At 68.2% G+C, this 12,484-nt stretch carries 12 protein-coding genes and 2 pseudogenes; 5 read left to right on the top strand and 9 right to left on the bottom strand.

Annotation, left to right across the window (positions count from 1 at the left end; genetic code table 11):
- Window positions 1-25 precede the first annotated feature (25 nt).
- From SRB17_RS24605 to SRB17_RS24635, 7 genes are all read right to left on the bottom strand, one after another.
- Window positions 26-1,168: a PP2C family protein-serine/threonine phosphatase gene (locus SRB17_RS24605; protein WP_323376183.1), complete on the bottom strand. Its 1,143-nt coding sequence runs from the start codon at window positions 1,166-1,168 to the stop codon at window positions 26-28.
- Window positions 1,169-2,063: 895 nt separating this feature from the next.
- The gene (locus SRB17_RS24610) at window positions 2,064-2,522 is read right to left on the bottom strand and encodes a carboxymuconolactone decarboxylase family protein (protein WP_153542205.1); all 459 of its coding nucleotides are present in this window, start codon (window positions 2,520-2,522) and stop codon (window positions 2,064-2,066) included.
- A gap of 124 nt (window positions 2,523-2,646) precedes the next feature.
- Window positions 2,647-3,099: a cupin domain-containing protein gene (locus tag SRB17_RS24615; RefSeq protein WP_153542437.1), complete on the bottom strand. Its 453-nt coding sequence runs from the start codon at window positions 3,097-3,099 to the stop codon at window positions 2,647-2,649.
- Between the two features lie 24 nt (window positions 3,100-3,123).
- The gene (locus tag SRB17_RS24620; RefSeq protein ID WP_194294119.1) at window positions 3,124-4,044 is read right to left on the bottom strand and encodes an NADP-dependent oxidoreductase; all 921 of its coding nucleotides are present in this window, start codon (window positions 4,042-4,044) and stop codon (window positions 3,124-3,126) included.
- A 180-nt stretch (window positions 4,045-4,224) separates the two neighbouring features.
- Window positions 4,225-5,115 carry an RNA polymerase sigma factor SigJ gene (gene sigJ, locus SRB17_RS24625; protein WP_153542206.1) on the bottom strand — a complete coding sequence of 297 codons (891 nt, stop codon included), beginning with the start codon at window positions 5,113-5,115 and terminating at the stop codon, window positions 4,225-4,227.
- Window positions 5,116-5,351: 236 nt separating this feature from the next.
- Window positions 5,352-6,563, bottom strand: a complete 1,212-nt coding sequence (locus SRB17_RS24630; protein WP_194294120.1) for an MFS transporter — start codon at window positions 6,561-6,563, stop codon at window positions 5,352-5,354.
- Between the two features lie 85 nt (window positions 6,564-6,648).
- On the bottom strand, window positions 6,649-7,287 hold the full coding sequence (locus SRB17_RS24635) for an HD domain-containing protein (RefSeq protein WP_153542210.1): 639 nt from the start codon (window positions 7,285-7,287) through the stop codon (window positions 6,649-6,651).
- A gap of 132 nt (window positions 7,288-7,419) precedes the next feature.
- On the opposite strand from SRB17_RS24635, the gene SRB17_RS24640 reads away from it, so the two are divergent.
- Window positions 7,420-8,400, top strand: coding sequence for a GlxA family transcriptional regulator (locus SRB17_RS24640; RefSeq protein WP_323376184.1), 981 nt, complete (start codon window positions 7,420-7,422; stop codon window positions 8,398-8,400).
- A gap of 238 nt (window positions 8,401-8,638) precedes the next feature.
- On the opposite strand, the gene SRB17_RS46560 is transcribed toward SRB17_RS24640, so the two are convergent.
- The gene (locus tag SRB17_RS46560) at window positions 8,639-8,971 is read right to left on the bottom strand and encodes a hypothetical protein (RefSeq protein WP_228396224.1); all 333 of its coding nucleotides are present in this window, start codon (window positions 8,969-8,971) and stop codon (window positions 8,639-8,641) included.
- A 54-nt stretch (window positions 8,972-9,025) separates the two neighbouring features.
- Window positions 9,026-9,187 carry a hypothetical protein gene (locus tag SRB17_RS46565; protein ID WP_228396225.1) on the bottom strand — a complete coding sequence of 54 codons (162 nt, stop codon included), beginning with the start codon at window positions 9,185-9,187 and terminating at the stop codon, window positions 9,026-9,028.
- A gap of 148 nt (window positions 9,188-9,335) precedes the next feature.
- On the opposite strand from SRB17_RS46565, the pseudogene SRB17_RS24650 reads away from it, so the two are divergent.
- The 4 genes and pseudogenes from SRB17_RS24650 to SRB17_RS24660 form a co-directional block, all read left to right on the top strand.
- A pseudogene (locus tag SRB17_RS24650) lies at window positions 9,336-10,502 on the top strand (IS701 family transposase).
- Between the two features lie 102 nt (window positions 10,503-10,604).
- The gene (locus SRB17_RS46570) at window positions 10,605-10,892 is read left to right on the top strand and encodes a transposase family protein (RefSeq protein WP_228396294.1); all 288 of its coding nucleotides are present in this window, start codon (window positions 10,605-10,607) and stop codon (window positions 10,890-10,892) included.
- Window positions 10,889-12,076, top strand: coding sequence for a transposase (locus SRB17_RS24655; RefSeq protein WP_323376185.1), 1,188 nt, complete (start codon window positions 10,889-10,891; stop codon window positions 12,074-12,076). The genes SRB17_RS46570 and SRB17_RS24655 overlap by 4 nt, the downstream gene beginning before the upstream one ends.
- A gap of 103 nt (window positions 12,077-12,179) precedes the next feature.
- Window positions 12,180-12,468: pseudogene (locus tag SRB17_RS24660) on the top strand (transposase); the annotation flags it as partial.
- Between the last annotated feature and the right edge of the window lie 16 nt (window positions 12,469-12,484).

The raw sequence follows: 12,484 nt of genomic DNA on the forward strand, positions 1-12,484 counted from the left end.
CCTGGGCGGAGCTTCTCGGCTCCGCTCAGGCGGGCGCCGGTACCCGGCCCCGTTGTACGACCATCATGGCCATGTCGTCGTTGAGGAGGCCGCCCGCGTACGCGCGGACGTCGGCGGTGATCTCCCGCAGGAGCGGCCCGGGGGCGTGTTCGGACCACTTCAGTACGCGTTCGGCGAGCGGGTAGAAGGTGCCCTCGCTGTCGCGTGTCTCGGTGACGCCGTCGGTGTACAGCAGGATCCTGTCCCCGTCGTGGAAGGGGAAGGTCGCCGCCGTATATGCGGTCTCGGACATGGCGCCGAGGCCCAGCGGTGGGGCGGGTCGGGTCACATGGAGGGCAGTGACGGTCTCGGCCGCCCGGCGCAGCAGCAGGGGCGGCGGGTGTCCGCAGCTGATCATGTGGATCACCGGTTCGTCGTCCGGGATGTCGAGCACCACGGCGGTCACGAAGCGTTCGGCGGCTTCGGGGTCGGATTCCGAGAACTCTGCGAGGCCCCAGGAGACCGCGTCCTCGACGTGGGCGACCAGTTCCGCCAGCGGGAGCTGCCGGTGGGCCGCGGCGCGGAAGGCCCCCAGCACGATCGCCGTGTCGCTGATCGAGGCGAGGCCCTTGCCACGGACGTCTCCGATGATCAGTCGGGTGGAGTCGGAGGTACGGGCCGCGGCGTAGAGGTCGCCGCCGATGTAGGTGTCGGCCTCGGCGCTGTGGTACTCCGCTGCGAGCGACACCGCTCCGGCCTGTTCCGGGAGCGGGCGCAGGACGACGCGCTGGGCCGTGTCGGAGACGGTCCGCGCCCGGACGAGTTCCCGCTGGTGCCGGTCCCGCAGATGGGTGAAGGCGACCAGGAGGATGCAGAGCGCGGCGAGTGAGACGAGTTCGACCAGGACGCTCTCGGTGCTCAGGGCCCGCCGCTCCGCCCCAGCCGCGATCAGCGCCAGTACGGAGAGAGCACCGATCAGTGCCGTGGGTCGCGGACCGGTGCCGATGGCGGTCACCGCGGTGGCGACGACCAGCAAGTGGGCGAGGTGGATGTGCGGGGGAAGGAACGCGTCGGCTACCGGGATGCAGATGATCAGAAGCAGCGGGGTGATCACCCAGAGCGGCCGCGGTGCTGCCCGCCACCAGGCCTGCAGGGTCCTGTTCGCCTTCGTGGTGGTCGCAACGCTCACTTCTTGCTCCGGTGCATGGTCCTGGGATCACCTGGCGCCGTGCGTGCACAGCCCGCGTCAGCCATCCGGCCGGCGGCCCCCGTGCTGCCAGGGTGAACGCCTGCGAGCGTGACAGCGCTGCCAGACTGCTGGTGACGGCTCACTGGGTGGTCACCGCGCTCCAGCAACTGGGTCGCTGTCTCCGTCTCCAGGATCCGCGATCCACGTTGTTGATGACATCAACCGGGCGAACTATAGGGATATTCCGGCGGATTCAGTGCAAGAGCGACGCGTTCGAACGGGTCACCGGGAGGGCGAGGAGATCCAACTGAGCAAGGCGGCGGCATCCGGTCACCAGAGTGACGCACTGAGTGACGGGCGTTGTCCTGGGGCATCGGACACCCATGCTGGTCCTGGACGGCGGCGGCGCGGTCGATCAGTGCGCCTGTCTCGGTCGGCTGACGTTCCTTTGGTGGCTTGTCGTGTCATGGCTCTCCAGGAGGTCGCGGATGCCATCGGTCATGGGACTGCCGGAACAGCAGGAGCTCACCGCTCGCCGTCGAGCCGACGAGCCGCGTGAAGGAGGCCGACCGTGTCCACGCCGAGCCGGCCGTGGCCGCGCCGGAAGGACAGGAGTGGGCGATCGCCCGCAGGCGGGGCGACACGGTGCCGGCTCCGGACGGCGCCAACCCCGCGGATACGCAGGTCACCTCCGCAGCCACGGGATGCGCCGCAAGTGCAGTCGGGTCCGGCATGGACAAGCGCCTCGACCTGGCTTTTCTGGCCGTACACCGTCGGACGCCTCCGCGCTTGTGTGAGCCGGGCAGCTCGCACAAGCTGCCCGACTGATTGCGCCATCACCTTCACGACGGTGCAGACTTCGGTAGCCCTGTCACCGCCGGCATCGCCGTCGAGGTCAGCTGCCGACGGGGTACCGGCTGGTGATCGCGACGCGGTTGAAGGCGTTCATCACGGTTGCCAGCCAGGCAATGGCCGAGACCTGCTCTGCGGTGAGTACGGCCGCGGCGGCGTTGAAGTCCTCGTCGCTGACGTGTCCGTCCGGCACGCGTGTGATCGCCTCGGTCAGGCGGAGGGCGGCGCGGTCGGTCTCGGAGAAGTAGCCGGTCTCCGCCCAGGCGGGCAGCACGGCGATCCGGTCGGGGTTTTCGCCCTTCTTGAGGGCGTCGCGGGTGTGCATGCGCAGGCAGAACGCGCAGCCGTTGATCTGGGAGGTGCGGATCCTCAGCAGCTCGACCAGGAGCGGGTCGAGGCCCGCTGCGGTGGTGGCTTCTTCCACCTGCGACGACAGGGCGATGAGGGTCTTGTATGCGGCCGGGTGCTGCTCGCCGATGTTGACGCGCTGGGGGTTGGTCATGGTTCCTTCGATCCGTTCGTGTGGTCTGCGCGGCCCTCTTCGGGCACGTCTTGGTGGCGCGTGGTGTGTGTTCCGGCAGGGGCGGAGTTCGTGCAGGGTGTTGCCGGCCGCTGCGTGCCCCGGGCTATGACTTCGGGTCGTCGACCTTGAGCTTGTCTCCGGTGTTGGAGACGAACACGACCAGGAGCCTGGCCGGCTTGGTCCGGCTGGTGTTCTCGGTGAGGACGTGGTGGGCGCCCGGCTGCTCGACCCAGTTCTCGCCCTGGTGATAGGTGGCCACCGGCTTGTCGTCGAGCTTGCTGCGTACGGTGCCTTCGAGGACGTAGGCGTAGACGAACGCCTGGCCGTGCCGGTGCGGCAGCGCCTTTGCGTTGGGCGGGAAGGCGACGACCGCTGAGGTGAACGTCTTGCCCTTCACGTTCGGAAGGGCCTGCTGGAGCAGCGGTGTGAAGGTTTCCGAGGGGCGCGTCGATGCCGCGGCCGCCACCACCTTGGCGTGGGCGGCCGGGTGGGAGGTCGAGCAGGCCGTGGCCGCGGTCAGCGTGGCGACAGCCAGAAGGCCGGCGGCGGTTCGCATTCCGATCACGATGGGTCTCCTGATTCAGTCTTCGGTTACGCGGATGATCGTCTTGCCTGGAGTGCGCTGGCCGGGGGCGAACGCGGCGGGTGCCTCGGCGAGCGGCCGCACCGCACCGACGACCGGCTTGAGCCGGCCGTCCCTCAGCCGTGTGGCGAGATCGGCGAGCCGGGTGCGGTCGGGTTCTACGACGAAGAAGACCGCCCGCCCGTCCTTGGGCTGGACCTTGGGGGGCATGACGATGCTGACCAGCGTGCCACCGGCCCGGACCAGGGGGGCCGAGCGGTCGAGGACGTCGCCGCCGATCACGTCGAACACGACGTCGGCCTCGCCGGCGTCCTCCAGCTTCTCGGTCTGCAGGTCGATGAAGGTGTCGACGCCGAGTGCGAGTGCCGTGTCACGGCCGGAGGCCCGGCCGGTGCCGATGACGCGGGCGCCGGCCTCGCGGGCGAGCTGTACGGCGATCGAGCCGACGCCGCCCGCGGCACCATGGATCAGGACGGTCTGGCCTGTGGTCAGGCGGCCGTGGTCGAACAGGCCCTGCCAGGCGGTCAGGCCGGAGATCGGCAGCGCGGCGGCCACGGCGTGGTCGATGTCCGCCGGCAGCGGGGCGAGGTTGCGGGCCTCCACCGCGGTGTACTCGGCGAGCGCGCCGTCGCGGGCCCAGTCGGACAGGCCGAACACCCGCTGTCCCACGCTCAGGCCGGTGGTGCCGTACCCCAGCTCTACGACGACACCGGACAGCTCGTGCCCGGGCACGGTCGGCGTCCGGTCGCGGCCGGCGCGATCGGTCCATGTGGCGGGCCAGTCCAGCTCGCCAGGGGTGAAGCCGGCGGCGTGCACCCGCACGATGACGTCGTTCTCGGCCGCATGGGGGTAGGGCATGTCCGTCAGGGACATCCCGGCAAGACCGGCGTCACGGTCCCGCACAGTGATGGCTTGCATACAGGTCCTTACTGAGGAGGGGCGACCCGAGCGCACCGCGCTCGCGCGCAGGGCTCATAGCGACTGCAAGTGGATGTATGCCGTTCTGCGCGATCGATCTCACCTGGTCTCGCGTGTTCCTTCGTCGCCCGTTGTGCGTTCTCATCAGGGAGACGAGGGAGCCCCTCCGGATGTGACAGCTCAGACGCGCACGAGTTTGTCGGGATTGAGGACCCTGCGGTACGCGGTGATCAGACCGTTTGTGATCTGGACCGTGTCGACGGAGTAGACCCGGCCTTCCCGGTGGAACACGAGGGCGAGCTCGCCGCCGACCTGGGCGAAGTCGATGCGGTCCGGCTGCCACCGGCGCCCCGTACGCACCATGACCTCGGCGACGCGCTCGCCGCCGTGGATGAGTTGTCGTGCTGCGGAGACCTGGCCGCCGCCGTCGGTGACGTAGACGGCGTCCGGGTGCAGGAGCCTGACCAGGCCGGCCAGGTCCCCGGCCTCGTAGGCGGCGCGGAACACCCTGAGGACGCGTTCGCGCTCCGCCTGCGGCGCCTGTGGCGTGGACTGCTTCGCTTTGGCCACCCGCCGTCGTGCCCGCGAGGCGAGCTGCCGGGCACCCGGCACGGAGACGTCCAGTACTTCGGCGATCCGGCCGAACTCAAGACCGAAGACATCGTGCAGGACGAAGGCCACCCGCTCCGGCGGGCTCAGCTCTTCCATGATCAGGAGCATCGCCGAACTGACGGACTCGTCGACGAGTACCGGCTGCGACGCGTCCGGCCCTGTCAGCAGCGGCTCCGGCAGCCACGGCCCGACATAGGTCTCCCGGCGGAAACGGGCACTCTTGAGGATGTCGTACGAGCGTCGCGCGGCCACCGTCACCAGCCAGGCCCGCAGATCACCGATGTCCTGCAGATCCGCTCCGGCCGCACGCAGCCACACGTCCTGGGTCACATCCTCGGCATCGGCCACACTCCCCAGCAGCCGGTAGGCCACACCGAAGACCGCGGGGCGGTGCCTTTCCCATTCGACTCCGAGGGGGTCGGCCTGCTCAGACCGTCCGGGCCCGTGCCCGTCACCCATACAGATCGAAACCTCCTCCAGCCCGCGGATCCAGCGTAGCCATTCGAACTCGGGATCTTCGAAGACAGCTCCGGGGAAGCGATCAAGCCCGTTCTGACACGGCAGCCGTATCTCGTGATCAGGGTGCTTTGGGACGGTGTCGGCGTAGGGCGGTGTTTCCTAGGTGGCCGCTGGTGAAACAGCCGACCGCCCTGCGGTCCGTCTGCGGCGATCATGCCCCACGCGCTGCGCCGCGCTCAGCAGCGGATCCGTTCGCTGGGAGGCCCGCTTTCCCGGCCCGTGCGGATCGGAGCGCCGGTGGGCCTGTGAGCGCGTGATCGTCCGGCGTGGAGGGCTGCCCCCAAGGACAGCGCCCCGACGAAGCCGACGTACAGGTAGCCCGTGGTCTCCAGCCCACATGCCGGCGCCGCGAGCCCGGCCGCGAGGGACGGAAGACTCAACGCCGCATAGCTGACCACGTAGACGGCCGAGAAGACCTCTGACCGCGACTTCGCGGTGGTGACCGCGCTGATGGCGCGGAGGCTGCCGTTGAACGTCAGGCCGACGCCCAGCCCTGCGACGACCGATCCGCCCGCATACACGGCCGGCGACGCAACAGCGATGGCCGCCGCCAGTCCGGCCGCACCCAGAGTCAGGAGAACCGTCCCCAGCAGGGTGGCGAGTCGTGCCGTACGCCGAACGGACCACAACCCGCCCACGCTGTTGGCCAGAAACAGTGCCGCGATGCTGAGCCCGCCCGCAGCGCCGGACCGCACCTGCAGGACATTGCTCACCAGGGACGGAGTGAGCGCGAGGAACAGACCAGTGACGGACCACCCCGCGACGAGGGCAGGAACGGAGGCGAGGAACTCCGGCCGGACGTCCCGAGGAACCCGGACTCTCGGTCGCAACGACGCCAGTCCAACCGCTCGCGGGGCGCGCGTCTCAGGGATCGTGAGGACGACCGCGGCCAGAACGACGAGGGTCAGCGTAAGGACGGGAAAGACATACGCATCGGGGCGTGAAGTCGACTGAACCAGCAACCCCACCACTCCCGCACCGGTGGCCATGCCGATACTCGTGCCGACCACCGTCATCGTAGGCCCGAGTTGTGGACGTCGCGTGGGTGAGAGCTCGACCAGTCCGGCGGCAAGACCGCCCGTGGCCGTCCCCGTGGCGATGCCCTGCACCACCCGGGCGATCACGAGGGAGACGACACCGCCGGCCGTCCAGAAGATCGCCGTGCTGGCCGCCGCCGCCAAAAGGGCGGCGACCAGCACCGGGCGGCGACCCAGGTGGTCGCTCAGGGATCCGACCGTCAGCAGCGCGCCGAGCAGACCCACGACATACACCGCGAAGATCACCGTCAGCATCGTGACCGACAGGCCCCAACGCTCCCGGTACAGCGGGTAGATCGGTGACGGTGCGCTTGCCGTGGCCATCATCACCACATTGGCGCACACCAGCACGGCGAAGGCCGCACCTCGCCCGAGGCGACGCCCGTCGCGAGGGCGACTCACACGTTTCATCACGTTGTCTCGTATGGCGTCCTGATCAGCTCGGCCAGGGAGCGCCCATGATGCGCTCGACCGTGGTTGTGCGACGGAAGCCGGGAACGAAGTGTTCGAGCACATCCGAATTCACGGTTCCGTTCGTGGTCTCCGGGCGGTACTTGAGTCCGTCGACGAAGGCCTGCAAAAACTCGTTCTTGAAGTCACCCCGCGGATGGACGGCGATGATCTCGTCCACCTGGCCGCGATCCAGCTCGTCCAGACCCAAGCCGAGCACGTCGGTCAGAACCCCGAAATTCGTGATGGCGATCTCCGGGCCCATCCGCCCCGGAATTCCCGGGGTCGTGTGCAGCGCGATCGCCGTCCACACCACGTCTGCGGCCGCGGTGGGGAAACCGTGGTCGAGCATGAACTTACGTGCGTGGTCGGCTCCATCGAGCTCGAAGCGCTGCTCTACGTCGGAAAACGGCGTCAAGAGGCCGGTGTCATGAAAGATGGAGGCCAGGTAGAGAAGCTCCGGGTCGGGCTCCAAGCCGAGCCTGCGAGCATGAATGGCGCCGAAGACGAAAACGCGCCGGGAGTGATGGTAGATGAGGGGGCTGGTCATCTTCTGCATGAGGCGGGTGGCTTCGGCGACCGCCGCCGTCTCAGGAATCTCTACCCCCGCGATGATCTCGCTCATATGCGCCTTCCGATATCAGTGTGTTACGAATGGACGGTGCGTCCGTCTTCCACACTGCCAACCACCCGGCGTCCGGCGCTCCCTCCGTCCGGCCATGAGTCACACGAATCCGGACAGGCGGGTGGCGGGGGTGTGGGCTCCGCCGCGCACCGGGTCGCGATCCTCGTCTATGACGGGGTCAAACTCCTGGACGTCGCCGGACCCGCGGAGGTATTCGCGGAAGCGAATCGGCTCGGTGCCGACTACAAGATCGTGCTGGTGTCGCCGGCCGGTGCCGATGTCACCTCGTCCATCGGGATCCGGATCGCGGTCGACGACGCGGCCGCCACGCAGCCCGCTCCCGACACGTTCCTGGTGGCCGGCGCAGACCTCTACCCGCGCACCCCTGTCCCCCGTGATCTGATCGAGGCCGCGCGAACGCTGGCCGTCCGGGCCGACCGCGTCGCGTCCATCTGCACCGGTGCATTCATCCTCGGCGCCGCCGGCCTCCTGGACGGCAAGCGCGCGACCACGCACTGGAAGGTCGCGCACGAGCTCGCCGCCCGCTGCCGGGCCAGCCGCGTCGAACCCGACGCGATCTACGTGCGTGACGGAACCACCTACACCTCGGCGGGCGTGACCGCCGGCATCGACCTGGCACTGGCACTCGTCGAGGAGGATCACGGCCCTGATCTCACCCGCGACGTCGCCCGTGCCCTGGTGGTCTATTTGCAGCGTTCGGGCGACCAGTCACAGTTTTCCGCCCCGTTGCAAGGACCGCCGCCCCGATCTCCGGCCCTCCGCAGAATCACCGACTTGATCACGGCGAATCCCGGGGGGAACCACTCACTCGGCGAACTCGCCAAGCACCTCAATGTGAGCCCCCGGCATCTCACGCGACTCTTTCACGACGAGCTGTCCACCACGCCGGCCCGGTACGTGGAGATGATCCGGTTCGACATGGCAAAAGCTCTGCTCGACCAAGGGCATACCGCAACGCATACGGCATCCCTTGCCGGATTCCCGAATTACGAGAGTATGCGAAGAGTTTTCGTGAGAAAACTGTCGCTCAGCCCCGCGGCCTACCAGCGCCGCTTCAGCACAGCGCGCCGAGCCAACGCGGGGGAGCAGTAAAGCAAAGCTATTGCTGCACGGGCACCAATGCGTTACAGGCGGTTGCGCTGCCCGAGTGCGATTCGTTCCACACGACGGGTTCGGTCCACCGCATCCAGGGCGGCGCCGTTCAGGCGGTGTGTCCGGGTCGACGGGGCTCAAGGGTTGGGACAGGACTGCGGGTGACCGCCTGGGGCCGGCGCGGAGGATCCTCGCTCCTCCTAGTACTCCAGCTGTAGATCACTTGTGCGGGTGATGCCTACGCTTTCCGGGGCTTGCGCGGCCTGCTCCAGTTGCCGTGCGGCCGGTTCCGGCCCTGGGCCAGCATCGCTGCATCGCACTGGGCTTTGCTGGTCACTGCTCGTGGTTCGGGTACGAGCGTGGTCGCCGTCGATCGCCATGGAACAGCCGTGGCCCAGCCGACCAGGGGCATGGTCTCGTCGTAGTGCGGAGCGAACTGCGCGACGAGAATGGTGGGCATCTGATAGTTCAGGCTGCGGACGTGTTCGACGAACGCCTCGGGCAGCAAGACGTGGTGCGTTTCCACGTAGTGCGGGAAGTCCTGGCGCCACAGCCACACCCCGTCGGTCACCAGAGAAGAGCATCCTGAAGAGTGCCGGTGGGCGCTACCGGTGATGATGTCGTGTCAGGCTTCCATGACATCGATGAGGACATGGCCCGCGTCCAGGTAAGCCACCAGGTCCGTCTCGTCCGGCTCGCCAACGGGCTGGACGGCATCGCGTATAGATCCGTTCGGCTGCCCGGAGCGGTTGTCCAGTTCGTCGTAGAAACCCAGCAATCCCAGCACTGCGTCTCCTTCGACGAGCCTTGCCATCCCGCTGGTATCCGTGGATGCGGCCACCGTTGATCATCGGTATGTGAAGACAAACGATCATTCGGTCGCCGCAGGTCACAGCGTAGACGCTGCCCACTGGCAGGAAGCGTTCGAGGCACTGATGGACCGCATCGCGGGCCGGTTCGCCCGCGTCGAACCCCGACGCCGAATACGGCACCTGGTGCTGGGCCTGCTCGCAGACCTGCCGCGGAAGAACTGCTGGACCATCGCCGAATGGGCCGGGGAGGCGACTCCCGACGCCATGCAGCACCTGCTGAGCCGTGCCAAGTGGGACGCCGATGCCGTCCGTGACGACCTGCGCGCCTACGTGGTCGAGCACCTGCGCGACGACCAGGCGGTCCTCGTGATCGACGAGACCGGCGATGTGAAGAAGGGCCGTCACACCGTCGGCGTCCAGCGCCAATACACCGGCACCGCGGGCAGGATCGAGAACTCCCAAGTCGCCGTCTACCTCGCCTACGCCGGCCTGCGCGGACACGCCGCACTGGACCGGGAGCTGTACCTCCCGCGCTCCTGGACCGACCAGCCGGACCGCTGCCGCGCCGCCGGACTCGCCCCGGACACCGCGTGGCCGCAGACGAGGTCTACGGCGGCAACCCCACACTGCGTGCCGCCCTGGAGGAAGGCGCCACCGGATACGTTCTCGCGGTCGCCCGCACCCACGAGGTCACCACCGGGGCCGGGAAGTTCCGCGCGGACACCTTGGCCAAGAAGCTTCCCAAGCGCGGCCTGGCAGAAGCTGTCCGCCGGAGCCGGAGCCAAGGGACACCGTTTCTACGACTGGGCCCACATCGACCTTCCCAGCACCGCGCCCGGCCACCGCCACCTGCTGATCCGCCGCAACCGAACCACCGATGAACTCGCCTACTACCGCTGCTACTCACCCCAACCAGTACCCCTGACAGCCCTGGTGCGGGTCGCGGGTTCCAGGTGGAGGGTCGAGGAGACGTTCCAGTCCGGAAAGGGCCTGGCCGGCCTGGACGAGCACCAGTTCCGCCGCTACACGTCATGGTCCCGCTGGGTCACCCTCGCCATGCTCGCCCACGCCTTCCTGGCCGTCGTTCGCGCAGACGAACACCGTCTCCGCCCCGGACTCGACGACCTGATACCGCTGACCTGCAACGAAATCCAACGACTCTTCATAGCCCTCGTCGCCCGACCCGTTCACGAGGCCGGTCACTGGCTTCACTGGTCCCACTGGAGGCGTCGTCATCAAGCCCGTTCCCAGGCCAGCCACTACAGACGTCAAGCCGCGACCCAAGCATGATCGTGATCTACAGCTGGAGTACTAGGCCCTCCGGGCCGACTCACCGACGCGGCACTGACTTCACCCGATGACGTCCCCAGCCTGCTGACCTGCCTGGCTCAGGTGCCCGACCCTCGCCGGGACCAAGGCCAGCGCCACCCGCTCGCCTTCGACCTGTCCATGGCCCTGTGCCACGTCGGCCACTCAGCCGAGTCCACCGTGCGCCGCGCTCTCCAACGCATCGACGGCGACATGCTGGATACGGCCATCGGCAGCCGGCTCGCCCGGCGCGAGCATGCCGCCGCCAAGGAGGCGCAAGACAGCGACTGGCCCCTGCCCTGCCTGGCTGTGGGCGGCAAGATCCTGCCCGTCGTACCGATGGCACCCAAGTCCACCTGCTCGCCGCGGTGACCAGAACCGGCCTGGTCACCGCCCAGCGCGAGGTGGACGGCAAGACCAATGAGATCACCGCCTTGGAGCCCCTGCTCGCTCAGCTCGCCCTGGAGGGCGCGGTGGTCACGTTCGACGCCCTCCACTCGCAGACCGGGCACGCACGCTTCCTCGTCGAGGAAGACCACGGCCGCGACGAGACCCGCAGGACCAATGCCGCCGCCGTCACCGGGATCGCGTTCCCGCACGCGGTGCAGGCTCTCCAGATCGTGCGCCGCCGACAGGTCGTCACCACCAGCAAGGTCACCCTGGAACGCGTTTACGGAGTGGCCGACTTGACGGCGGAGCAGGCCGACGCGACAGAGATCGCCCGCCGCGTCCGCTACCACTGCGGCATCGAGGACAAGATCCACCACGTCGGGGAACCACGTACGCTGAGGACGCCTTTCGCGTACGCGCCGGCACTCCCGCGACACCACCCGGCCGCTGACCACCCTCGGCATCACGTGATCAAACCAGCTGTAACCCTGCCGCCTGCCGGGCCGCGCAGAAACCGGTTTCACCCGGCCGATCTACGCCGGGACAAGGACGGTAAGCCATTCCGCTTCACGTGGCCGGTACCCGTAATGATCCATCAGACCCGAAACAATCGCCGGGACGTGGCCGGCTCCGTAGACGATGGCCACCCGGATCGGCTCGTCGGCGTGCTCCGCATGAATCTCGCCGAGCGCGTCGAGCAACCGCTTGTCGCGCCGACCGGTCATCGCTTGCTCCACAGGACCGTCGGCCATCATCTCCGCCCGCAGCGTCGACGGCAGATCGTCGACTGCCAGGTCCTCATCGAGGAAAGCGCGCGGACCGCGCAGCGCGAATACCAGGCCCATCACGGGAGCCGCGACCATGAGGAGCAGGTACGTCCACCGCGGCAGCGTCTTCAGGTCCGCGATCGCCTCCGCCGCTGTCACATCCGGGTTGATGACCGGCACGGACTCCGGAAGCAGCAGCTCATCGCGCTGCTCCTGCAAGCCGTTGCGCCGACGCCGTGGGGTGAACCGGTAAGCAAGCGTGAGGGCGCTCACTCCGACCGAATTCCCTCGGATTCCCTCCATCACTATGAGGTCGCATTCCCTGAGCCTGATGCGGACCTGGGAGTAGAACGTCGGCGAAGCCACATGCAGCATCGGGAAGATCACGAATTCAAGTAGACCGAGCACTTCCTCGCCTTGGCGAGCATCGCCGCCACGCCCATCTGCCACAGCCGCCTCACCAAGTCGAAGATCCTCAGTCCCACCAGAGCGACCAGTCGCGAAACTCGTCGCGCTGAAGGGCGGCTACCGGGAATCAGGCGAGTCCGGAGCGGACCTGCTGCGCGACTGCGCCGCCGGGGCGTGCGCGCGCCGGTCCTGGCTGTCGGCGGCGGGGCCCTGGGCTTCTGGAAGGCCCTGGCCGAGGTGTTTCCCGCACCCCGCGACCAAAAGTGCGCTGGGTTCACAAAACCGCACATGTGCTGGACGCCCTGCCGAACTCCGCGCAGCCGGGCGCGAAGAAGGCCATCCAGGACATCTGCAACGCCGAGGACAAACAGCACGCGCGGATCTACGGAATGTGACGAC

Origin of the sequence: Streptomyces sp. RB17, from assembly GCF_009604455.1 — a bacterium.
GTDB lineage: Bacteria > Actinomycetota > Actinomycetes > Streptomycetales > Streptomycetaceae > Streptomyces.

Bases quoted from the DNA above. Each gene is read 5' to 3' on its own strand.
- sigJ (WP_153542206.1), bottom strand. From the start codon at position 5,115: ATGGGTGACGGGCACGGGCCCGGACGGTCTGAGCAGGCCGACCCCCTC.
- SRB17_RS24620 (WP_194294119.1), bottom strand. From the start codon at position 4,044: ATGCAAGCCATCACTGTGCGGGACCGTGACGCCGGTCTTGCCGGGATG.
- SRB17_RS24615 (WP_153542437.1), bottom strand. From the start codon at position 3,099: ATGCGAACCGCCGCCGGCCTTCTGGCTGTCGCCACGCTGACCGCGGCC.
- SRB17_RS24635 (WP_153542210.1), bottom strand. From the start codon at position 7,287: ATGAGCGAGATCATCGCGGGGGTAGAGATTCCTGAGACGGCGGCGGTC.
- SRB17_RS24610 (WP_153542205.1), bottom strand. From the start codon at position 2,522: ATGACCAACCCCCAGCGCGTCAACATCGGCGAGCAGCACCCGGCCGCA.